The sequence below is a fragment of the Nostoc sp. genome, assembly GCF_036917755.1.
Taxonomy (GTDB): Bacteria; Cyanobacteriota; Cyanobacteriia; order Cyanobacteriales; family Nostocaceae; genus Nostoc.
This window is the reverse complement of record NZ_JBALFC010000086.1, coordinates 1-21861: the sequence shown is the minus strand read 5'-3', so window position 1 is coordinate 21861 and position 21861 is coordinate 1. Positions and strand designations below refer to the sequence as shown.

Sequence of the window (21861 nt, the reverse complement as noted above, 5' to 3'; positions counted from 1 at the left end):
TAATAACTAAAGATAAAATGGTGAAGCCTCAAAGGACAACTTTTGTCCATCGCCTAAAACTTTACCTGCCACCATGTCTGTTAATTCCAAGTTATACGAAGGCAAAGCGAAAATTCTCTATACAACGGACGATCCCGAAGTCTTGTTGGCAGATTTTAAGGACGACGCCACGGCGTTTAACGCCCAAAAACGTGGCAGCATCCAAGAGAAAGGAAAAATTAATTGTAGCATTTCCAGCCAGCTTTTTAAACAGTTGGAGGCAAATGGTATAAAAACTCACTTTATCGACAGCCCTGCGCCAAATCAGATGCGGGTGAGAGCAGTAAAGATTTTACCTTTAGAAGTAGTGATCAGAAATATTGCTGCTGGCAGTCTGTGTCAGCAAACAGGTTTACCAGTGGGTACAATTCTGAAACAGCCTTTGGTTGAGTTTTATTACAAAAACGATCAGTTAGGAGATCCTTTGTTGACAAGCGATCGCCTATACCTCCTAGAACTAGCTACTGCGGAACAAGTAGACGCAATTACACATCTAGCATTGCAAATCAACGAATTTCTGACTAACTTTTGGCAACGGTGCGGCATTATCCTAGTAGACTTCAAACTAGAGTTTGGTTTGGACTCACAACAGCAGTTGCTCTTGGCAGACGAAATTAGCCCCGACACCTGCCGTTTGTGGGATACCGCAGAAGAGGACTCAAACCGCCGGATAATGGACAAAGACCGCTTTCGCCGGGACTTAGGAAATGTAGAGGATGCCTATCAGGAAGTTTTACAAAGAGTGCTAAAAGCAGTAGAGAGTAATAGTTAAGTGGGTAAAAATCAATTAAACTCGTGTGGATTGTCATTTGTCATTTGTCATTTGTCCTTTGTAAATAATGCCCAATGCCCAATGTCCAATGCCCAATGCCCAATGACTAATTTGTAATGGTGTGTGTGTGGTCGTGAATAGGAATCATAAGTAAAATGCGTTTATCTCCCGTATTGCTGGCAGCAGTAGCAATTGCAGTCCCTTTGGGCGGCTCAATGAGTGCAAATGCAGAAGCCGCCAAAGGTTCAAAACAGACAACAGAAGTTTTGACACTAGAAACAAATCAGCAGCCAGAAAAGGACACTGGTCAGGCTTACACTAGTGAGAGTCTAAAATCTCGACCTAATCCCACAGGGCTTACAGAGGCGGAACATCTCCAATCTGGCGTTGTCCCAGTTTCTACTGGCAAACCAGCAGCGATGCCTGCGGCGGGCGTAGATGCAGCAACATCAGAGGTAATAGTACCAACCTCGACAACGCCAACAACTGGACAAACCTCTCAAATAAATCCCAACCCTACTCAACAGCTATCTCCCGCTCCAGTCATTCCACCGCCAGCTAGTCAACAACAAACACCTTCCCCAACTCTTGAGACTGCTCCAGCCCCAGAAAATGTCAATCCACCGACAACCGAACCTTTATTACCCACAACTCCAGAACCATCTACCGCTCCAGTAATTTCCCCCCCAGGTAGTCAACAACAAACACCTTCCCAAACTCCTGAGACTACTCCAGCCCCAGAAAATGCCAATCCACCGACAACCGAACCTTTATTACCCACAACTCCAGAACCATCAACCGCTCCAGACATTCCACTTCCAGGTAGTCAACAAAGAACACCTACCCCAAGCCCAGGCGCGACTCCAAATCCGCAGAATGTTAACCCGCCGACAACTCCGGGAAATACTCAACCCAACACAGCCCCAGAAGCCAATGACCCCCGCGTACTGGTGTCGGAAGTAGTAGTTAGATCACAGGCTGGGCAACTATCACCAGAACTGGAAGATCAAGTTTATAAAGTAATTCGTACCCAGCCAGGACGAACGACAACTCGCAGCCAACTGCAAGAAGATATTAACGCCATCTTTGGTACTGGCTTCTTCTCCAACGTTCAAGCAGCGCCAGAAGATACCCCCTTGGGAGTGCGAGTCAGCTTTGTTGTACAGCCTAACCCCGTCCTCACCAAGGTACAAGTACAAGCCAATCCTGGCACTGGTGTTGCTTCCGTACTACCACCTAACACTGTAGATGAAGTCTTTCGCCAGCAGTATGGCAAAATCCTCAACTTGCGTGACTTGCAGGAAGCCATCAAGCAGTTAAACAAGCGGTATCAAGACCAAGGTTACGTGCTAGCCAACGTGATTGGAGCGCCACAAGTCTCTGAAAACGGTGTTGTTACCTTACAAATAGCAGAAGGGGTAGTAGAAAATATTAGAGTCCGGTTCCGCAATAAAGATGGTCAGGAGACAGACGAGAAGGGACAACCGATTCGGGGACGGACGCAAGATTACATCATTACACGAGAATTGGAATTAAAGCCAGGACAGGTATTCAACCGCAACACGGTGCAAAAAGACCTACAGCGCGTGTATGGACTGGGACTGTTTGAAGATGTAAATGTCTCCCTTGACCCTGGTAGTGACCCTAGCAAGGTAGATGTAGTAGTGAATGTAGCTGAACGCGGTAGCGGTTCGGTGGCGGCTGGGGCAGGGATTAGTTCTGCTAGCGGACTGTTTGGCACGGTTAGCTATCAACAGCAAAACCTGAACGGTAGGAACCAAAAGCTGGGTGCAGAAGTACAGGTGGGAGAGCGGGAACTGCTGTTTGACCTGCGGTATACAGACCCCTGGATCGCCGGAGATCCCCACCGGACTTCCTACACGGTCAATCTTTTTCGCCGCAGTTCCATTTCGTTGATTTTTGATGGCAAAGATCAGGATATTAGAACATTTGACCCAAAGAATCCCACTAATACAAATTCTCAGGATAGCCCCCGCATTCTCCGTCTCGGTGGTGGTGTCACCTTTACCCGTCCTCTGTCCTCTAATCCCTACAAAACTTCCGTATGGACAGCCTCAGCCGGTTTACAGTATCAACGAGTTTCCGCCCGTGATGCCGATGGCAATCTCAGAAAAACAGGAGCGATATTTGATGATAATAATGGGAACCGCATCAGCCAAGAAGTTCCACTTACCTTCTCTGGTGGAGGTGAAGACGACTTGGTGTTATTACAACTAGGGGTACAGCGCGATCTCCGTAATAACCCCTTGCAACCGACAAGTGGTTCTTATCTCCGCTTGGGAATCGATCAGTCAGTTCCTCTGGGACTAGGCAACATTTTTCTCACCAGATTACGGGGTAGCTACAGCCAATATATCCCCGTCAAGTTGATTAGCCTCTCCAAAAAAGGAGCGCAAACTCTAGCATTTAACTTCCAAGCCGGAACAGTTTTTGGTGACTTGCCTCCCTACGAAGCTTTTACCCTTGGGGGTAGCAACTCCGTCCGGGGTTATGAAGAAGGAGCATTAGGTAGTGGACGTAGTTATGTGCAAGCATCAGTTGAGTATCGGTTCCCAGTTTTTTCAGTAGTCAGTGGCGCACTATTTTTTGATATCGGCAGTGACCTGGGTACTAGTACCCTAGCAGCTAATGTACTCAATAAGAACGGGAGTGGCTTCGGCTATGGTCTCGGCGTTCGCGTCCAGTCTCCACTAGGGCCAATTCGGATTGACTACGGTATCAACGATGACGGTGATAGCCGGATTAATTTTGGTATTGGCGAAAGGTTTTAATTTGTCATTAGTCATTAGTCATTGGTCATTGGTGAATAACAAAGGACAAAGCGCAAAGTCTGAGCGCCGGTTTCCGGCGATCAGAACTTTGTAAGAGAGGACTAATGACAATTCTCTTTTCCTAATTAGCTTGCTAATTTTTACATTTGCCTCAATACTGTTCCGATAAAGGGATTAATCACATTTTTAGGGGAATATCAGGGATTTTACCAAAACAGACGATGAACAATACTAAAGGAAATATATTGACTTTTCGGTTATGCAACAACACACTCTAGCAGCTCAAATCACTCAAACTGGAGTGGGACTGCATAGCGGTGTGAATACCCAGGTGCGGATACTACCAGCTGAGGCGGGAAGTGGACGCTACTTTGTGCGGGTGGATTTACCGGATTTGCCGATCATTCCAGCCCAAGTTGCGGCAGTTAGTCACACTGTTCTCTCAACTCAGTTGGGCAAGGGTGAGTTATATGTTCGCACGGTAGAGCATTTGTTGGCAGCACTTTCGGGTATGGGTGTGGATAATGCCCGTATTGAAATTGATGGCCCAGAGGTTCCACTTTTGGATGGTTCGGCAAGTGTGTGGACAGCCAATATTGCCGAAGTTGGCTTAGTATCACAACCCGTTAACAACCAAGTTCCCAAGGCTATTACAGAACCAATATGGGTCTATCAAGGAGACGCCTTTGTATGTGCCCTCCCAGCATCAGAAACCCGCTTTAGTTACGGTATTGATTTTGACCTGCCTACCATTGGTAATCAATGGCATAGTTGGTCACTAACTGCTGAACTAGGAAAAGCTGCTGCTAGCTTTGCTGCCCAAATCGCTCCTGCCCGGACTTTTGGGTTACTGCATCAAATTGAACACTTACAAAAAACAGGGTTAATTAAGGGTGGCAGTTTGGATAATGCACTCGTTTGTGGACCAGAAGGCTGGCTAAATCCACCATTGAGATTTGCAAATGAGCCAGTGCGTCATAAGATATTGGATTTAGTAGGAGATTTAAGTTTACTAGGAACTTTTCCTATTGCTCATTTCTTAGCGTATAAAGCCAGTCACAATTTACACATTCAATTGGCTCAAAGAATTTTAGATTTTGGATTTTAGATTTTGGATTGGAGCTAAAGCCTAAAATCGAGGATTATTAAGGCTTTCGATATACGCCTGCCTACTCAACTTTCAAATGAAAAATTAACCAAACGGCCAATGTCAATCCTCACTGAAGTGAATACCATCGATACGACTACACCGACATCTACCGAACCACAAGCTATAAATGAGACTAAAATCATCTCTGAGATTAAAACAACTTTCACATCTGAAGAAATTCAGAAATTGCTACCACACCGCTACCCATTTTTACTTGTAGACAAAATTATTGACTACGTTCCAGGTCAAAAAGCTGTTGGCGTTAAAAATGTTACTATCAACGAACCCTATTTCCAAGGACATTTCCCTGGACGTTCACTGATGCCAGGGGTGCTAATTGTCGAAGCAATGGCACAAGTTGGGGGCATTGTCCTAACTCAAATGTCTCCGGGAGAAGGTGGGCTGTTCGTGTTCGCTGGTATCGATAAAGTCCGCTTTCGCCGCCAGGTCGTACCGGGGGATCAACTAGTAATGACGTTGGAACTGTTATGGGTAAAACAACGTCGTTTCGGTAAGATGCAAGGTCGTGCCGAAGTTGATGGTCAACTTGCTTGTGAAGGGGAATTAATGTTTTCTCTAGTTAACTAAAAGTTTGCTTTCGTGGTGTGGGCATAGCCGTGAAATGCCCCTACTGAATCCTGAAAAAGGATAACAGTTAAAAAAATCCACAACAGCATCTGATAATTTCTTGATTTTCAACGCCCTCTTTACGAGACGCACTCACATTCACACTTAACTTGCTTTGCCCGACACTTTCGTTCACTGAAATACTTCCCGCTCAACAATGTCAGTTGCCTCGATGGGACAGCAGTCGGTACAACTCTCTTAACCAGAGTAACACCTGCCTGAGAAACCTCGCCCGGCGCTGGCTTATCAAGACAGTTCTGGAGATTCACCCTTGAAAACGCTAATTCATCCAACTGCTGTAATTGATCCGAAATCGGAACTCCACCATACAGTGCAAGTCGGTGCCTATGCTGTGATTGGAGCGCATGTCAAAGTGGGCCCTGAAACAATAATCGGCGCTCATGCAGTGCTAGAGGGACCTTGTGAAATTGGGGCGCAAAATCAGATTTTTACAGGTGCAGCCATCGGCATGGAACCCCAGGATCTGAAGTTTGTGGGAGAACCAACCTGGGTCAAAATTGGTGATAATAACTTGATTCGTGAGTACGTTACCATTAACCGCGCTACCGGTGCCGGTGAAGCGACGGTAATTGGTGATGGTAACTTGCTGATGGCTTATGTCCATGTGGCTCATAACTGCGTGATTGAAGACCAAGTAGTGATTGCTAACTCTGTGGCGTTGGCAGGTCATGTTCATATAGAGTCACGCGCTAGACTGAGTGGGGTTTTAGGTGTCCATCAATTTGTGCGTATTGGTAGACAGGCAATGGTGGGAGGCATGGCACGTATTGACCGGGATGTAGCCCCATATATGCTAGTGGAGGGAAATCCGGCGCGGGTACGAACCCTCAACCTTGTCGGACTTAAACGGTCTGGTATGGACTCAGCAGATTTGCAAATGCTGAAAAAAGCCTTCCGCATTCTCTACCGTTCTGATTTGTCCTTTAAAGATGCTTTGGAACAGTTGGAATTGTTAGGGGATAGCGAAGAATTGCAGCATCTGCGCCGCTTCCTGCTACTTTCTCAGATGCCGGGAAGACGTGGTTTGATTCCTGGTAAGGGGAAAAAAGGCGTGAGTGATGAATCGTGAGTTAGGAGTTAGGAGTTAGGAGTTAGGAGTTGATGAATTGAATTTTTAATTCCTAACTCTTAACTACTCACTCCTAACTATTCATTCCTAACTGCTAACTCCTAAGGAATAAGAATTGAATAACATACAATTTATGCCCTGGCTTACCTCACCCTCAATCCCTCTCCTTATAAAGGAGAGGGATTGAGGGTGAGGTAAGATGAAGTTTTGCATTTTATTTAATCCACGTTCCTAACTGCTAACTCCTAACTTTAATTATCAAATGCGGATATTTATCAGCACTGGCGAAGTATCTGGCGATTTGCAAGGATCGCTGCTAATTGCGGCACTAAAGCGTCAAGCTGGGGCGATTGGGCTGGAATTAGAGATTGTGGCGCTGGGTGGCGAAAAAATGGTAGAGGCTGGGGCAACTCTGCTGGGAAATACCAGTAGTATTGGCTCAATGGGTATTCTAGAAGGGCTGCCTTATATTTTACCGACTCTCCAGGTGCAACGTCAGGCGATCGCTTCCCTAAAGCAAAATCCACCGGATTTGGTGGTGCTGATCGATTACATGAGTCCAAATATCGGAATTGGGACTTACATGAAACAGCATCTGCCAGATGTGCCTGTGGTATATTATATCGCTCCCCAAGAGTGGGCTTGGTCAGTGAATTTGCGTAGAACTAACCGGATTGTTGGCTTTACAGACAAGCTGTTAGCAATCTTTCCCCAAGAAGCCCGTTACTTTCGGGAGCAAGGCGCAAAAGTTATTTGGGTAGGGCATCCTTTGGTTGACCGAATGCAAGACGCTCCTAGTCGCCAAGTCGCTCGTGCAACATTGGGGATTGCACCAGAACAAATTGCGATCGCACTCCTCCCCGCCTCTCGCCACCAAGAGCTAAAATATCTTTTACCAATTATTTTTCAAGCTGCCCAAACTATTCAAGCTAAATTACCTGAAGTTCATTTTTGGATTCCCCTATCTCTGGAAGCCTATAGACAGCCAATTGAGGAAGCAGTTAAGCGTTACGGTTTGCGGACTACAGTTCTATTAGGTCAACAAAAGGAAGTTTTTGCTGCGGCTGATTTAGCCATTAGCAAATCTGGTACTGTCAATCTGGAACTTGCTCTGTTAAATGTGCCGCAAGTTGTAGTTTACCGTCTAAGTTCCCTGACTGCTTGGATAGCTCGTAAAATCCTCAAAGGTTCTTTAACCTTTGCATCGCCACCCAATATAGTAGTGATGAAGCAGATTGTGCCAGAATTTTTACAAGAGCAAGCCACACCAGAGAATATTATCCAAGCGGCGATGGAACTACTACTCAATCCCAGTCGCAGAGAGCAAACTTTGCTAGATTATCAGGAAATGCGGCGGTGTTTAGGAGAAATTGGGGTGTGCGATCGCGCTGCTCAAGAAATTTTGCAAATGCTACCAAATAATTCGTAGTTCGTAATTCGTAATTGAAAATAGAGAATCAATCAGTTTATTTATGAATAAAATAAGTGTGAAGCACCTGTTTTTTCTAGAACCCGCATTTCTCCGTGCGTTAATTACGAATTACGAATTATAAATTACGAATTAGATTGGGGTGTCATGGCTTATGAGATGAGAAAACAACGAGCGATCGCAGTTGACTTATTCGCTGGCGCAGGCGGTATGACTCTTGGCTTTGAACAAGCTGGTTTTGATGTGCTGGCGTCTGTGGAAATCGACCCGATCCACTGTGCAACACATGAGTTTAACTTCCCTTATTGCTCAGTGTTATGTAAAAGTGTTGTGGATACAACCGGGGAAGAAATCAGGAATCGGTCTAAGATTGGCGATCGTGAAATTGATGTGGTAATTTGTGGCTCACCATGTCAAGGATTTTCCCTAATTGGTAAACGGGCTGTTGATGATCCCCGAAACTCTTTGGTGTTTCACTTTCATCGGCTGGTTTTTGAGCTAAAACCGAAATTTTTTGTGATGGAAAATGTCCGAGGGATCACAATTGGCGAACATAAACAAATCCTCCAAACTTTAATTAGCGAGTTTAAAATTTACGGCTATAAAGTAGAAGAAAATTACCAAATTCTCAACGCTGCAAATTATGGAGTACCACAATCGCGTGAGAGATTATTTCTCATCGGTGCAAGGGAGGATGTCGAGTTACCGAAATACCCTGAGCCGATTACTAAACAAGCATTACCAAATAATTTAACTTCTAAAAAAATATCTGAGATTCCATTGAGTCCTACAGTAGGGGATGCAATTGGAGATTTACCTGAAATAGAAAAATATCCTGAGTTACTAATAAGAAATTGGGTTGTAGCAGAATACGGAAAGCCTAGTAACTATGCTCTTGTACTTCGCGGTATCAAATACCTAGACGATGATTATTCTTACAAACGTGAATATGATTTGCGAATACTTTCTTCAAGTTTAAGAACAAAACATTCTGCGGAAACTATTAAACGTTTTCAGGAGACTCAACAAGGCGAGAGAGAAAAAATTAGTCGTTTTTATAAGCTGCATCCTGCTGGTGTCTGCAATACTTTAAGAGCCGGAACGGACAAGTATAGAGGTTCTTTTACATCTCCTAGACCAATTCACCCATTTACACCCCGTTGTATTACAGTCAGAGAAGCGGCGAGATTGCATTCTTACCCAGATTGGTTTAGATTTCATGTAACCAAATGGCACGGTTTTCGCCAAGTTGGTAACTCTGTACCACCGCTACTAGCAAAGGCTGTGGCGGCGGAAATTATTCGCAGTTTGAATTTATTGCCTTTTAAGCCGAGTTTGCGATACAAGTTGGGAGATGAGAAGCTATTACAATTTAATATGTCGCAAGCGGCACAATATTATCAGTGTGACTGGTAAGTTGTAATATCTGCAAGATTTCACTATCTGAACCCTTCGTCAAACCTTTCAACTAATTAGACAGCCTCTCCACCACTACCCAGTTTTTTCTTGAGTATCTCTTCCATTTCCCTCAAATCCTCGTTAGTTTGAGGGAATGGATATGTCGGACTATTAGGACTTCTCCGTTTGATTAATGCCTCAATCGCTTCATCATCTTCACGATGAGCTAAAATATATGATCTAAGTTCTTGACGAGACATTTTGCTAAAGTCGGGCTTCGTCATCGTTAAACTCCCATCGACCATCCGAAAAAATTGATAGTTTGCGGCTTAAGGGATTTCCAAGAAATAAATTATCCAAATAAACGAACCACAGAGACGCAGAGAACACAGAGAGGAGAAATAGAGAGGATTTTAGCGTCAGTTTTGGGATATTTTTTTATTTGGAAGTCCCTAATTTGGGCATTTTTTATAAGAAGAATTCAGAACTCAGGAGTCAGAATTCAGAATTGAATTCTGTACGACTGGGTAATGAATATAGGTTTAAAACCAAGCCGAATTGTGGGCGAAAAAAATTAAAATATTCTCGCCTTAAAACTCTATTTCTTTATGGGTAGAGTATTCTGAATTCTGAATTCTGACTCCTCTTTTATGGCGGGTTGGCCTAAGTCCAAGCACGGAAGAATGTACTATCTTCCCAGATATTAGCAGTCCGCCCTGCGATCGCTGTCAATTCTTGCTCCTTAAGAGGCACAAAAGCCCGCGCTATCTTGACATTTTTCTCTAATTGTGCAATATTTTCTGCCGCAATCACGCAACAATGAACTCCAGGCTGAGACATTGTGTAACCTAAAGCTTGCTCCATACCTGTCAACCCACCTGATTTAAACAGCCGACCATAAGCCGGGACTTTCATCGCAATCACACCGACATTTTTTTGTTGAGCAACTGGTAGAACTACCGGGATAAATGGACGTGGATGGTGTTTGTCGGCAGCATTCACAGGAATCAGTGTAGTGTGGAAAGGATAGCGGCGTAACCCTTCGGCAATCACTTGAGGGTCGTGATGTCCAGTAATACCTGCGAACCGCACCAATTTTTGTTGTATGGCTTCTTCCAAAGCTTTAATTGCGCCAGATGGACTAAAGATGGTGTCGAGTTCTTCAGAAAAAGAAACGTGATGCAACTGCCACAAATCGAGATAATCTGTATTCAGACGTTTAAGCGATCGCTCCAATTCTCGCCATGCACCATCCCGATCTCTTTTATCAGTCTTGCTTGCTAGAAACAGCTTTGAGCGATGGGGTGGTAACACTTTACCTAAATAATCTTCACTGGGCCCATAACTAGTTGCTGTATCAAAGTAGCGAATGCCAAGTTCCAGCGCTCTTTGAATAATTGCCGTAGCATCATCCTCTTTTCCTTCCCAGGATAGTGGCGTTTGTCCTGCTCCTCCTAACCCGAAGATAGGAAGTTTTACTTTTGTGCGTCCTAGCAGGCGTTCTGGCATACTTGCTGGCGGTGTTGCGATGTTGGTAGTATTTTCCTGAAAAGCATTAGTTGCCACAATACCTCCAGTCACAGCAATGCTGGTAATTAGGAAATTACGCCGCGTCTTTCCTTCTGTCATGATTAGCTTCGGGGGCGAAATTACTTTTATTATAAATTCTAGCTAGGGAGAATTAACTGGATATCCTTCTAAAGCATAGATCCAGATGTTGGTATCGAGGTAGAACCCTATGCCTTGAATAGCATTTATAATTCCAGCGTTGCTGATTAAAAATATGAAAAGCTCACGCAGAGAGAAAGAGCATATTTAGCTTTTATCAACTAAGCTTTTAGAATAATTGATATTCAAATTCAGCAACGCCAAAATTTTTATGCATCTCGTTGTTGGCGAATAAACTTATCCACTTCTTCGGGTGTGGCAAAACTGCCTCTAGCAGATCCGATAAAGCTAGTTAGAGGCTTTTCTGAATGCTTTGGGGGTGACTCCAGAAGTACTATCACCTCGACAGTTGCACCTGCTGGAAGTTCTGGAGAACAGATTTCTACTACACCACCAGGTTTGACAATCGCCTGTTGCCTGAGTCCATTAAGCACGATAATTTATCCTCATTAGTGTCGAGAATATCGCTTTCCTTATTACCGACAGAATTTTTCTCAGCATAGTTTAGATTTCTCTGATATTCTTTGATTTTTTGTTGAGCTACTACATAATTGGGGCTAGAAGATGGCACAGTTTTCATAAGTACGATCGCAGCTTCCCACTGACTCACAACTGTTTTCCAATCATCTGGAGATTTTGCTGATTGAGTCAGGTTAGCTGCATTGATTGCTTTATTTACTGCCTCTCGGAATGTATCAGTTTTAAGGAATACAGTCGGCGATTCTGATGTCACTGGTGAGGGTATAACTAATACAGACTTTGATGGTATTTGTGTTGGAATTTTAGAGGTTATGGGAAGGATTTCTACGAATTTGGAAGAAAAATATATTCCTACAGCAATTGAAAATATCAAAAAAATGAGCAGGAATTTTTTATTTAAATTGCTATATTTACGTCGAATATTGATGATTTTAGTTTCTTCATTATTGGATAAAATATTTGATTTTATTTTATTTATGCCCATTTCTCCACGCAATTTATTCAGTTCTTTGTCTGTATTTAAATCAGCATTTTGTTTACTTGTATCAGGCTTTTTATTGCCAGAATAAGCAGATATTATTCGGCATCTTACCAAATGTTCAATTTGATAAGTTAGTGCCCCAGCAGAAATATAGAACACCCCAAATATCAATATTATATTATTATTAACATTTTGTATTTGTGTGTAGTATTCAATTTGTCTGGCGTAGCTAAGATTAAAGAACGGTAGGAGGATTGTAGAAAACAAAGCTGCTATCAGTGTAGAAATTGCAATTACAAGCCAAGCATACAATCCTTCCCACCAACTCATTATTCCTGGTAATAATCCTTGTGTTCTACCTATTTCGGGTGCCTGAATTTCTGATACAAACCGACTAATAAGCATGTGTAAGCAGTGATGAGTCCAAGAAATTATAGGAATTGGAGATAAGATTAACAGTATTGTAAATATAGCAAATAAGTCAGGACTGTTTACAAAATATGCGAGGCGGTAGCCTAATTTTCCAGTATTAGTGACTAGAAATATAATAACTCTCAAAAATAGAGTCAAAATTAATGCTTTTAACCAAGAACTAGGATAAGGAAACCATAAAGGCCAGTAAAACGTTTGTAGCTTTTGCTTAGTAACTTCCGGAGTATTCGGCTGTGTCATAACCAATAAATCCAAAAACCTGAAATAATATCTCCTATCTCAGGATTCCCCATTTACAGGTAAAAGCAACATTTTCAGAATATTTACAGCCCTATATTTAAAATTTACATAGATTTATTAAACTTATTACAAAAAAGCCGATTTTAGGCTTTTTCTCTGCGCGAACCAAATTAAACACTAGCGTTCTTTTGTAATCACAGAGCTACCATTACTAATACTTACTTTTTGAATAAAAACGTCAGTACAAGATGATAAAATATCAGTGCTTATTTGATTAGCAATAATTTCAAAATCTTGGTTTGTTAATCCGCGTGCAGTATCGCCACTTAAGTTAATACAAATAGTTAGGATTTGAGGATTCTTGGAAGATTGTTCATTATCTACTGCTTTTAGTTCAGCTTCTGCTATGTCTAAATCAAACTCTTTACTCCAAGCTGGAAACTCGCTACCCGTTTGTCGTCCAGAAACTTTCACTATTTCAACAGATGCAGCGCCTAAAGCCCTTAACCCTCTGCGGACAAATGCAACTAAAATTTGCTGATTTGGTACTTGGGCAGATTCTAGCATTACCTCTAAGCAAGCATCTTTAAAGGCAACTTTTGCAGCGATTCCTTTGGGGTGTAGGTGGCGGTTCATCAGAGATGCGATCGCCTTCGTATCTCCCTGTTTTGCAAGTTTTAGAATATTCGGCTGTGTCATAACCAATAAAAGAGAAAATCTAGGAAAATAAACTTATATTCTCAGGATTCCCTCTTCACAGCCTTAAGTAACATTCTGATGCAAGATATCAGCTAACCTGGGCTAAAATGTATATTATCAAGATAGCCGTTCACAGACTTTTGCAATAAATATCTTTTCCCTGTCTCAACATCAGAAACCCTTGTTTTGTGATTGCAAAATTAACAGGATTAATATTAATCAGTTTAATTACAAATTTAAATATGAAGTTTTATCGAGATCATGCTTGGCCTTCGACGCTGGAAGAAGCCATAGTTATCCAAGAAAAGCTGCGATATCAAGTAATTACAGAGGATCAATTTCAAGAACCTATCCAGTACGTTGCTGGTGTAGATATGGGTTTTGAAGCTGATGGAACAATTAGCCGTGCAGCTGTCGCAGTACTGAGTTTTCCTGATTTGCAAGTAATCGAGACAAGCCTAGCACACCGTCCTACAACCTTTCCTTATATTCCTGGGTTCCTCTCATTTCGGGAAATTCCAGCTGTCCTCGATGCCCTGGAAAAGATTAAAACAATACCAGATATCATCCTATGTGATGGTCAGGGAATTGCGCATCCGCGCAGATTAGGTATAGCTTGCCATTTAGGGTTACTTGTGGATATACCGACAATTGGTGTAGCCAAATCCAAGTTGGTAGGTAAGCATGAGGAATTGGCAGAAACTAAAGGTAACTGGCAACCACTGATATATAAAGGTGAAACGGTTGGGGCAGTTTTGCGATCGCGCACAGGAGTAAAACCTCTCTACATCTCCAGTGGTCATCGAATTAGTTTACCGACAGCGATTGACTATGTATTACGCTGCACACCAAAATATCGGCTGCCAGAAACTACACGCATTGCTGATAAATTAGCCTCGGCGAAATAAAGCGAAACCTCACCCTCAACCTTTCTCCTTACTAAGGAGAGGGGAGATAAAGTTTTTTCTAAATACTTGCTTGCACCGACTCAATAGTGTTACGAATAGCACATAAAGAAGTTGAAATAGCTAAATATGAGTTATGAAGTTAGAACAATGAACGCACTAACTTTACAGTGGCACGATGCAGGTCAAGATAAAACTCAGAACATTTACGAACAACAGCCAAGTCAAAATCCTGGAACTGTCCGCATCGGTCGCGATCCAGTCCAGTGCGATATTGTTCTGAGTCACCCCACTGTCTCTGGTCTGCACGTTGAAATATTTTTTGATTGCCAGCAACAGCGCTTTTATATTAGGAATTTGCGATCGCAAAATCCCCCCGTTGTCGATGGAAGTCCCTTAGTTCAAGGTGAAATGCCTTTAACGGAAGGCAGTAGTATCTCTTTGGGACAAATAAAACTCAATGTTACTAGCATTTCCACGGGTAGCATTCCAGCAACAATTTTGCTGCCACCGCATCCACAGCCAGGAGTTTATGGCTTAGAATGCCCCAAATGTCATAAAGTTTCCCCAGGAGAGAATCTATACATAGGCTGTCGTTGGTGTGGAACATCTTTAGCTGCGGCGGTGAGTGTGATTGTAGTAGGGAGTTAGGGAGTGGGGAGTGGGGAGTGGGGAATGAGGGAGATGAGGGAGATGAGGAGAATAAGCAATGACAAATGACCAATGACAAATGACAAATGACAAATGACAAATGACAAATGACTAATGACAAATGACAAATGAACAAATCCAATTGAGTTGGGAAGAACCAGCGACGGGTGAACGGCGAGAACCAAGGTTGAATATGCCGATCGCTTTTGGTCGAGAATTCGCTCGCTTACCTGCTGAACTTAGGGGAGTGCGGGTTTCTAGGATGCTGCTTAACAGTAATGAAGTTTCTCGCTACCATGCCCTAATTGACTGGGAACAAGACCATTTGGTGGTGATTGACCAAAATAGCGTTAACGGTGTGTATGTCAACGGTCAACCACAAACGCGCAGTGTTCTGGCTAATGGCGATACGTTGCAAATTGGCCCCTATGTGATAATGGTGACATTTGCTGCGATCGCTTCTGCACCAAATACCAGCCCCCCTTCAACGATTCATTTCAATGCAAATACCAATCTTCCAGACCCCAGGTTGGCTGTAGTCCAGCCGCTAACACCCTTGGCAAGTAATTTCCCGCCATTGGCGTTTCAGGCGGAAAAGGTTGCTGTGCAAGCACTTCATGCTACAGGATTACCAGTAGATGAATCTGATTATCTCGCGATCGGGGCGGGACTGGGTAGCTTTTTCTGGGCTGATTTGCTGCGAATTAGTGGTGTGCGTGCTGAGAAGATTGTGGCTTTGGGATTAGAGGCGGAACCTTATGCTCGTTACAAGCGCCTGTGTTTGAATTCGCAAATTCCCTTACATGAAAGACTGCGTTCTAATTCTGACTCTTGTCCTGATAATATTTGGGGCTGGCCTAGTTATGCGTTGCGTGAGGCTTGGCACGATTTCACTAAAGGAAAGATTATATCAGCATTTAAATATTTGTGGCAAGTGTTTGCTGAACCAACATTTGCAGAAACTTATACTCCCCGTGCGGGTAATGTCTTTGATTCCATAGATAGGGAGGCGAAGCGCATTGGCTGGAATCAAATTTATCGCTATGGGCGAGTTAGGGGAATTCGCAAAACTGATGATGGCAGATATTGCGTAGCCTATTCTCGCGCCCCAGGAAATTATGCTTTTTTAGTTAGTCGTTATTTACATTTAGCTACTGGGTATCCAGCGATTCAGTTTCTCCCAGATTTGCAAGCTTATAGGGAAAAATATCAAGATTTTAAATCTGTAGTCAATGCTTATGAAGCTCACGATCATGTTTATCAGCAACTAGAGCAACAAGGTGGTATTGTGTTGATTCGGGGGCGGGGAATTGTCGCTTCGCGGATTTTTCAGCGTATTTATGAAGCCAGAAAACGAAATCAGAATATTTCAGTTTTGCATTTAATGCGATCGCCTAAACCCCAAGGCAACAAATTTCAAAATGCCCAGCGCCAAGTCAAAAATCATTACGAATTTCAACCCTTTAACTGGCCTAAAGCCTGTTGGGGCGGCGAACTCCGGGCAATATTAGAAAAAGCGAGTCCCGACGAACGCAAAGGCTTACTAGCAGATTGGGGTGGAACTACCACCGCCGACCGCCACGACTGGCAGCAAATTACTGCCCAAGGGTTAAGCGAAGGCTGGTATCAAATTACCTTTGGTGAGGTGCTGGATGTAGAACGAGATGCCCAAAACCGGACTATTACCCGTATTCGAGAGCAAAGTTTTGGGGAAATGAAATTGCTAGCTGACTTTATTGTTGATGCTACTGGATTGGATGCCAAGGTAGATACCAATCCCCTGTTAGCAGATTTGGTGAAACATTACAACCTCCCAGTGAATCATCTGGGGCGATTGGCTGTAGCGAACAATTTTGAATTGGTAGAAATGCGTAGTGATAGAGGTCAAATGTATGCTGCTGGGGCTATTACATTAGGTGGCCCTTATGCAGCAGTTGATAGTTTTTTGGGCTTGCAGTATGCCGCATTAGTCGCCGTTGATGGACTCGCTGCCACCCGTGCGGCTGGAGTTCAAAGGTTAAATGTTGTGAGTTCCTTTGGGCAATGGTTGAAATGGGTGTTAAATCAGTCACCTTAGTATTAGGAGGCAGAAGACAGGAGGAATACAGTATTTATCTCGCTGTTTTGAGTACCAAACTCGAAATTTGAGGTTAAAAGGTGCAACGTTCGAGTAAAAAGGTGCAACTTCGAGGCTCAAAGGTGCAACGTTCGAGTAAAAAGGTGCAACGTTCGAGTAAAAAGGCTCAACGTTCAAGTTCAAAGGCTCAACGTTCGAGTAAAAAAGCTCAACGTTCGAGTAAAAAAGCTCAACGTTCGAGTAAAAAGGCTCAACGTTCAAGTTCAAAGGCTCAACGTTCAAGTTCAGAGGCTCAACGTTCAAGTTCAGAGGCTCAACGTTCAGGTTCAGAGGCTCAAGTGGCTCAAGTTCAGAGGCTCAAGTGGCTCAAGTGACGGGCGATATTTTCAGTCCGCCTGCGATTCAAATCGCAGGCTAACAGCATAAGTCAGTTAAAACTGACTCAAATTAATTAAACTTAGTCCGTTTCAACGGACTTAGGCTATTAGTCTCGGAATTGATTCCGAGGCGGGATAGCAACGAAGCGAAGAATTTGCCTTTGCCAGTGCCCCTACTTAGTTTTTTTTGCTTGTCGGGCGTACTAAAGTTTTAACTAAACCTGTAATTGCCACAATCACAGAAGCAATTCCCCCAATCGACAATGAAGTTAAAATTGCCGCCGCAAGAATAATTTCAGTAGGGCTGTATCCATCTCGCATCCAAGTAGATGGATTCTCTACCAATGTTGGCGAGGCGGGGATTAATTGCGAAGTTTGGGCGGCTTGATTGGAGTTGACTGGAGTTGTTAAGGCAGTTTTCACGGCAGAACCTCTTTTAAATGTTTCTATGCAAATGGTATTTCTGCCACAAGAAGAGGAGATTCCCTAGAAATGGAGACAAAGTAGAGAGAAGGTAGAATTTAAGTAGAATCGAGAAGAAATCTCACAAGCTGTCTATGCTATCGGCTGATTTTCTAGCCAACGAAGCTGCTATTCGTGGCTTATCCCCAGAACAAACGGCAGCTTTTGTAGAGCGTTTGAAGGCTGAAAACTCAGGGAAGAGTGAGGCAAAACTTGCCAGCGAGTTGAACATCGGTGCGGCTGCTTTCAAAAAGCGGATGACTGAGGTGTATGACAAGTTCGCCCAGAGTTATCCTGAGTTAGCCAATTCTGAAAGCCGGGGTAAGCTAGAAAAGTTACGCGCTTACCTCACAGCAAAATATAATGGCGGGCAAGATGTTCGCCCCACAATTAAAGAAATTCATCAAAATATTCCCCCTGCTGTTCTATTTGAAAAATTTGTGGGACGTGAGGCGGAACTAGAAGAACTGCACCAGCTATTACAAACATCTCGGCAAGTTGCAATTGTCGCTGTGGCGGGTATGGGTGGAGTAGGCAAAACTGAACTCGCTACCCAATACGCCAAACAGCACTTGCAGAATTATCAAGGCGGGGTTTGCTGGTTATCTGCACAGGGAATAGATGTCGGAATTCAGATTCTCAGATTTGCGGAACTGAAATTTAAACTCATTGCACCGGACGATTGGGGATTTGCAGATAGGCTGAGATACTGCTGGCAAAATTGGCAACAAGGTGAAGTGCTGCTGGTGTTTGATGATGTCACTGACTACAAAAAACAGGTTCACCCTTATCTCCCCCCAGAATCACCCCGGTTTAAAGTATTGCTGACAACGCGCCAGGAATTTGACAGAACTTTGCTGCAATTACCTTTGGGTGTTCTCAAACCATTGGCGGCGATGAAATTATTAAAATCGCTGGTTGATAGAGAACGACTTAAAAGCGAACCTTGGGTTGCGAGAAGAATTTGTAAATTCTTGGGATATTTGCCTTTGGCGTTAGAGTTAGTGGGGCGATATCTGGATACAATGCCGGATTTGTCTCTGGAAAAACTGCTGAAGCGGCTAGAGAAAAAGCGACTGGAACACGAAGCAATAGCCGAGGCTAACCAATTGATGCATTATAAACACGGCATTGCTGAAGCTTTTGCATTGAGTTGGGAACAGTTGGATGAAAATGCACAAGGCTTAGGCTATTGCCTGAGTTTGTATGCTTTGGCTGATATTCCTTTTTCTGCTAAGGCGGTAGAAGATGACAATCAACAAGAACTCTGGGAGAAAGCTATAGCTGATTTACTGAAACTGCATTTACTACAACGACAAAGTAAAGGAATTTATCGTCTACATCCATTGATTCGACAATTTTTCCAAATGAAGTTGAATGAGTTAAGTGAAGCGGATAAGGTGAAAACTGCCTTTGCAGCAATGATGTCAGAGGTGGCAAAGCAAATTCCTCAACAGCCTAACCGTGAAGATATTCTCAACTTCACTCCACATATCCCCCATCTTGCAGAAGTTGCAATCCACCTATCCCAATATCTAAGCGACGAGGATTTAATTTGGCCTTTCACAGGTTTAGGGTGGTTTTATGAGGGTCAAGGACTTTATCAGCAAGCAGAACCTTGGTACAAACTATGTAAAGATATAGCTGAAAATCGTCTTGGTTTAGAACATCCTGATGTCGCGGCTAGCCTGAACAATCTCGCGTTACTCTACGACTCTATAGCACGTTACAGCGAAGCTGAACCCCTGTATCAGCAAGCTTTGGAACTGACTAAACGCTTACTGGGAGAAGAACATCCCCATGTCGCCAATATCCTGAACAATCTCGCATTGCTCTACAACTCTATAGCACGTTACAGCGAAGCTGAACTCCCGTATCAGCAAGCTTTAGAACTGACTAAACGCTTACTGGGAGAAGAACATCCCCATGTCGCCAATACCCTGAACAATCTCGCATTACTCTACGAGTCTACAGAACGTTACAGCGAAGCCGAATCCCTGTATCAGCAAGCTTTGGAACTGACTAAACGCTTACTGGGAGACAACCATCTCTATGTCGCCAATACCCTGGACAATATTGCAGGACTCTACCGTTCTACAGGACGCTACAGCGAAGCCGAACCCCTGTATCAGCACGCTTTGGAACTGAAAAAATGCTTACTAGGAGACAACCATCCCCATGTCGCCACTAGCTTGAACAATCTTGGAGAACTCTACAGTTCTACAGGACGCTACAGCGAAGCCGAACCCCTGTATCAGCAAGCTTTGGAACTGAAAAAACGCTCACTGGGAGACAATCATCCCAATGTCGCCACTATCCTGAACAATCTCGCAGCACTCTACAGTTCTACAGGACGCTACACTGAAGCCGAACCCCTGTATCAGCAAGCTTTGGCAATTTGTGAGCAGTCTTTAGGTGTAGGTCATACCGATACAATGAGGGTTCGGGGAAATTATGCAAGATTTTTAAGAAAAGCATATCGCTAACGATCGCATCTTTCCAACAAATCACACCAAATTGTTTAAATTTTAGCAGCGATCGCCCATGAATATTAGCGCTTTTGACTATAAGCTGAGGAATGCTCTCTATTGACACTCCCCGACCGTCGCGGACGGGGATTCTTGATTCAACGAGTCCACTTAGATTAGACCCCTTGCGGTATCTAACCCAGAGGTGGTTCTCTCCTCAAGCGTTAACTTTCCGAGTGCCCCTCGGTAGTTGGATGATTCCAAAATTTGTTTGATTGAAATTCTGATCGCCTAGTCCCCATGAAGATTTTACCTATTCCTGGGCAGGAACTAGAACTATGGAATAGAACCCCATATCTTCAATTGTCAAGGTACAGATTACCGTTAGGTATTTAGGTTTTTATACAGGTTGATTACCGTTCCTGTTGAACCTAATCTTACCAGAACGTGATTGAGGCGTAAACACCTCAAACCGTTTTCATCTCCAGCAATCAAGTACGTAATACGGCGCGTAGCGGCTGTTACTCAAGGGTTTTCAACGAGTGTTTTTATAAACAGAGGATAAATTTATGCGAACAGTACCAATCCAATTACCAGAAACAGTATTTTCAGCACTTCGTAAAAATCCTGAAGAATTTATCCAAGAAATGCGAATTGCAGCAGCAGTTAAATGGTATGAATTAGGTGACATTTCACAAGCCAAAGCAGCAGAGATTGCTGGACTAACTCGTGCTGAATTTATTAATGCCTTATCACGCTACCAAGTAGATTTTATGCAATATACTGCTCAAGAGTTAGCCCAGGAACAGGCAAATGTCGATTAATCGTGTAATTATTAACTCTTCACCTTTGATTGTTCTGTTGAAAAGTCAACAAGCAAAATTAATTCCACAACTATTCACAGAAGTTTTAGTTCCATTAGGTGTTTTTGAAGAAGTCACAACAAAAGATGATGTTGCATCAACACAATTACCCAGTATTTCTTGGACACAAATAGTAGAAGTTAATACTATTGCTCCTGTTGTAGCAGCTTGGGATTTAGGGAAGGGAGAATCACAAGTATTGAGTTTGGCACTAAAAACTTCAGACTGTGCCGCTATTGTTGACGATAGGGCAGCACGGCGTTGTGGTCAAGCTTTAGGTATTACTACTATCGGAACAGGAGGCTTGCTGATATTAGCAAAAAGACGTGGACTAATCCCAAGCATATCTCCTGGGATTCAAGCTTTGCGTGACGCTGGTTTATGGTTATCCAATAGTTTGGTCGATTTGCTAAAACAACAAGCAGGGGAATAACGATCGCACCCTTTCTCCCAAAATCACACCAAATTGATGCTACACAACAGTTGTAGTTTAAATTTTAGCAGCGATCGCACTCTACACACCCAATACTAACGTAAATAATACTGCATAGCCGTAGCCCGTCGTAAACATCGCGTAGCTATTTTGAGTTCCAAACTCGAAATTTGAGGTTCAGAAGCTCAACTTCCACCCTCAGAAGCTCAACGTCCACCCTCAGAAGCTCAACTTCCACCCTCAGAAGGTCAACGTCCACCCTCAGAAGGTCAACGTCCACCCTCAGAAGGTCAACGTCCACCCTCAGAAGGTCAACGTCCACCCTCAG

Annotated in this window: 21 protein-coding genes; 14 read left to right on the top strand and 7 right to left on the bottom strand. The window is 43.4% G+C overall.

From position 1 onward, the window contains the following. Nucleotides 1-73 precede the first annotated feature (73 nt). The 7 genes from purC to V7L05_RS18240 all read left to right on the top strand — a co-directional run bounded on the left by purC (nucleotide 74) and on the right by V7L05_RS18240 (nucleotide 9315). A complete protein-coding gene (gene purC / locus V7L05_RS18270; protein ID WP_335166064.1) occupies nucleotides 74-811 on the top strand; it encodes a phosphoribosylaminoimidazolesuccinocarboxamide synthase in 738 nt (245 codons plus the stop codon). Nucleotides 812-966: 155 nt separating this feature from the next. Then, nucleotides 967-3603, top strand: a complete 2637-nt coding sequence (locus V7L05_RS18265; protein WP_335166062.1) for a BamA/TamA family outer membrane protein — start codon at nucleotides 967-969, stop codon at nucleotides 3601-3603. 259 nt (nucleotides 3604-3862) lie between these two features. Further along, nucleotides 3863-4711 carry a UDP-3-O-acyl-N-acetylglucosamine deacetylase gene (gene lpxC / locus V7L05_RS18260; protein WP_335166060.1) on the top strand — a complete coding sequence of 283 codons (849 nt, stop codon included), beginning with the start codon at nucleotides 3863-3865 and terminating at the stop codon, nucleotides 4709-4711. 99 nt (nucleotides 4712-4810) lie between these two features. Further along, nucleotides 4811-5341 carry a 3-hydroxyacyl-ACP dehydratase FabZ gene (gene fabZ, locus V7L05_RS18255; protein WP_335166058.1) on the top strand — a complete coding sequence of 177 codons (531 nt, stop codon included), beginning with the start codon at nucleotides 4811-4813 and terminating at the stop codon, nucleotides 5339-5341. A gap of 310 nt (nucleotides 5342-5651) precedes the next feature. Next, nucleotides 5652-6470, top strand: a complete 819-nt coding sequence (gene lpxA, locus V7L05_RS18250; RefSeq protein WP_334950388.1) for an acyl-ACP--UDP-N-acetylglucosamine O-acyltransferase — start codon at nucleotides 5652-5654, stop codon at nucleotides 6468-6470. 262 nt (nucleotides 6471-6732) lie between these two features. Further along, nucleotides 6733-7899: a lipid-A-disaccharide synthase gene (lpxB, locus tag V7L05_RS18245; protein ID WP_335166055.1), complete on the top strand. Its 1167-nt coding sequence runs from the start codon at nucleotides 6733-6735 to the stop codon at nucleotides 7897-7899. 159 nt (nucleotides 7900-8058) lie between these two features. After that, nucleotides 8059-9315 carry a DNA cytosine methyltransferase gene (locus V7L05_RS18240; protein ID WP_335166053.1) on the top strand — a complete coding sequence of 419 codons (1257 nt, stop codon included), beginning with the start codon at nucleotides 8059-8061 and terminating at the stop codon, nucleotides 9313-9315. 56 nt (nucleotides 9316-9371) lie between these two features. Here the strand turns inward: V7L05_RS18240 and V7L05_RS18235 are convergent, their stop codons facing one another. From V7L05_RS18235 to V7L05_RS18215, 5 genes are all read right to left on the bottom strand, one after another. Next, on the bottom strand, nucleotides 9372-9581 hold the full coding sequence (locus V7L05_RS18235; RefSeq protein WP_335166051.1) for a DUF6887 family protein: 210 nt from the start codon (nucleotides 9579-9581) through the stop codon (nucleotides 9372-9374). 379 nt (nucleotides 9582-9960) lie between these two features. Continuing rightward, on the bottom strand, nucleotides 9961-10926 hold the full coding sequence (locus V7L05_RS18230) for an aldo/keto reductase (protein ID WP_335166049.1): 966 nt from the start codon (nucleotides 10924-10926) through the stop codon (nucleotides 9961-9963). Nucleotides 10927-11174: 248 nt separating this feature from the next. After that, nucleotides 11175-11399, bottom strand: a complete 225-nt coding sequence (locus V7L05_RS18225; RefSeq protein ID WP_335166047.1) for a hypothetical protein — start codon at nucleotides 11397-11399, stop codon at nucleotides 11175-11177. Continuing rightward, on the bottom strand, nucleotides 11351-12598 hold the full coding sequence (locus V7L05_RS18220; RefSeq protein WP_335166045.1) for a hypothetical protein: 1248 nt from the start codon (nucleotides 12596-12598) through the stop codon (nucleotides 11351-11353). Before V7L05_RS18220 ends, V7L05_RS18225 begins: the two co-directional genes overlap by 49 nt. A gap of 177 nt (nucleotides 12599-12775) precedes the next feature. Continuing rightward, nucleotides 12776-13297, bottom strand: a complete 522-nt coding sequence (locus tag V7L05_RS18215; protein WP_335166043.1) for a hypothetical protein — start codon at nucleotides 13295-13297, stop codon at nucleotides 12776-12778. Nucleotides 13298-13539: 242 nt separating this feature from the next. Between V7L05_RS18215 and nfi the strand changes: the two genes are divergently transcribed. The 4 genes from nfi (at nucleotide 13540) to V7L05_RS18195 (ending at nucleotide 17304) form a co-directional block, all read left to right on the top strand. Continuing rightward, on the top strand, nucleotides 13540-14205 hold the full coding sequence (nfi, locus tag V7L05_RS18210) for a deoxyribonuclease V (RefSeq protein ID WP_335166041.1): 666 nt from the start codon (nucleotides 13540-13542) through the stop codon (nucleotides 14203-14205). A gap of 147 nt (nucleotides 14206-14352) precedes the next feature. Continuing rightward, complete coding sequence (locus V7L05_RS18205) at nucleotides 14353-14853, top strand: FHA domain-containing protein (RefSeq protein WP_335166039.1); 501 nt, start codon at nucleotides 14353-14355, stop codon at nucleotides 14851-14853. 121 nt (nucleotides 14854-14974) lie between these two features. Beyond that, complete coding sequence (locus tag V7L05_RS18200; protein ID WP_335166037.1) at nucleotides 14975-16930, top strand: FHA domain-containing protein; 1956 nt, start codon at nucleotides 14975-14977, stop codon at nucleotides 16928-16930. An 80-nt stretch (nucleotides 16931-17010) separates the two neighbouring features. Beyond that, nucleotides 17011-17304 carry a hypothetical protein gene (locus tag V7L05_RS18195; RefSeq protein WP_335166036.1) on the top strand — a complete coding sequence of 98 codons (294 nt, stop codon included), beginning with the start codon at nucleotides 17011-17013 and terminating at the stop codon, nucleotides 17302-17304. Between the two features lie 180 nt (nucleotides 17305-17484). On the opposite strand, the gene V7L05_RS18190 is transcribed toward V7L05_RS18195, so the two are convergent. Continuing rightward, nucleotides 17485-17730, bottom strand: a complete 246-nt coding sequence (locus V7L05_RS18190) for a hypothetical protein (protein WP_335166034.1) — start codon at nucleotides 17728-17730, stop codon at nucleotides 17485-17487. 134 nt (nucleotides 17731-17864) lie between these two features. On the opposite strand from V7L05_RS18190, the gene V7L05_RS18185 reads away from it, so the two are divergent. The 3 genes from V7L05_RS18185 (at nucleotide 17865) to V7L05_RS18175 (ending at nucleotide 21533) form a co-directional block, all read left to right on the top strand. Next, nucleotides 17865-20255, top strand: a complete 2391-nt coding sequence (locus V7L05_RS18185; RefSeq protein ID WP_335166032.1) for a tetratricopeptide repeat protein — start codon at nucleotides 17865-17867, stop codon at nucleotides 20253-20255. Nucleotides 20256-20806: 551 nt separating this feature from the next. Beyond that, nucleotides 20807-21061, top strand: a complete 255-nt coding sequence (locus V7L05_RS18180; RefSeq protein ID WP_292834828.1) for a UPF0175 family protein — start codon at nucleotides 20807-20809, stop codon at nucleotides 21059-21061. After that, the gene (locus V7L05_RS18175) at nucleotides 21051-21533 is read left to right on the top strand and encodes a DUF3368 domain-containing protein (protein ID WP_292834826.1); all 483 of its coding nucleotides are present in this window, start codon (nucleotides 21051-21053) and stop codon (nucleotides 21531-21533) included. The genes V7L05_RS18180 and V7L05_RS18175 overlap by 11 nt, the downstream gene beginning before the upstream one ends. A gap of 145 nt (nucleotides 21534-21678) precedes the next feature. On the opposite strand, the gene V7L05_RS18170 is transcribed toward V7L05_RS18175, so the two are convergent. Beyond that, nucleotides 21679-21861: hypothetical protein (locus V7L05_RS18170; protein ID WP_335166030.1), on the bottom strand; the 183-nt coding region annotated here is incomplete at its 5' end.

Excerpts from the sequence above, each read along its gene's own strand:
- V7L05_RS18230 (WP_335166049.1), bottom strand. The coding sequence starts at position 10,926 with ATGACAGAAGGAAAGACGCGGCGTAATTTCCTAATTACCAGCATTGCT.
- V7L05_RS18205 (WP_335166039.1), top strand. The coding sequence starts at position 14,353 with ATGAACGCACTAACTTTACAGTGGCACGATGCAGGTCAAGATAAAACT.
- purC (WP_335166064.1), top strand. The coding sequence starts at position 74 with ATGTCTGTTAATTCCAAGTTATACGAAGGCAAAGCGAAAATTCTCTAT.
- V7L05_RS18240 (WP_335166053.1), top strand. The coding sequence starts at position 8,059 with ATGAGAAAACAACGAGCGATCGCAGTTGACTTATTCGCTGGCGCAGGC.
- lpxC (WP_335166060.1), top strand. The coding sequence starts at position 3,863 with ATGCAACAACACACTCTAGCAGCTCAAATCACTCAAACTGGAGTGGGA.
- V7L05_RS18175 (WP_292834826.1), top strand. The coding sequence starts at position 21,051 with ATGTCGATTAATCGTGTAATTATTAACTCTTCACCTTTGATTGTTCTG.
- nfi (WP_335166041.1), top strand. The coding sequence starts at position 13,540 with ATGAAGTTTTATCGAGATCATGCTTGGCCTTCGACGCTGGAAGAAGCC.
- V7L05_RS18180 (WP_292834828.1), top strand. The coding sequence starts at position 20,807 with ATGCGAACAGTACCAATCCAATTACCAGAAACAGTATTTTCAGCACTT.
- V7L05_RS18220 (WP_335166045.1), bottom strand. The coding sequence starts at position 12,598 with ATGACACAGCCGAATACTCCGGAAGTTACTAAGCAAAAGCTACAAACG.
- V7L05_RS18235 (WP_335166051.1), bottom strand. The coding sequence starts at position 9,581 with ATGACGAAGCCCGACTTTAGCAAAATGTCTCGTCAAGAACTTAGATCA.
- lpxB (WP_335166055.1), top strand. The coding sequence starts at position 6,733 with ATGCGGATATTTATCAGCACTGGCGAAGTATCTGGCGATTTGCAAGGA.
- V7L05_RS18265 (WP_335166062.1), top strand. The coding sequence starts at position 967 with ATGCGTTTATCTCCCGTATTGCTGGCAGCAGTAGCAATTGCAGTCCCT.
- V7L05_RS18185 (WP_335166032.1), top strand. The coding sequence starts at position 17,865 with ATGCTATCGGCTGATTTTCTAGCCAACGAAGCTGCTATTCGTGGCTTA.
- V7L05_RS18200 (WP_335166037.1), top strand. The coding sequence starts at position 14,975 with ATGACAAATGAACAAATCCAATTGAGTTGGGAAGAACCAGCGACGGGT.
- fabZ (WP_335166058.1), top strand. The coding sequence starts at position 4,811 with ATGTCAATCCTCACTGAAGTGAATACCATCGATACGACTACACCGACA.
- V7L05_RS18215 (WP_335166043.1), bottom strand. The coding sequence starts at position 13,297 with ATGACACAGCCGAATATTCTAAAACTTGCAAAACAGGGAGATACGAAG.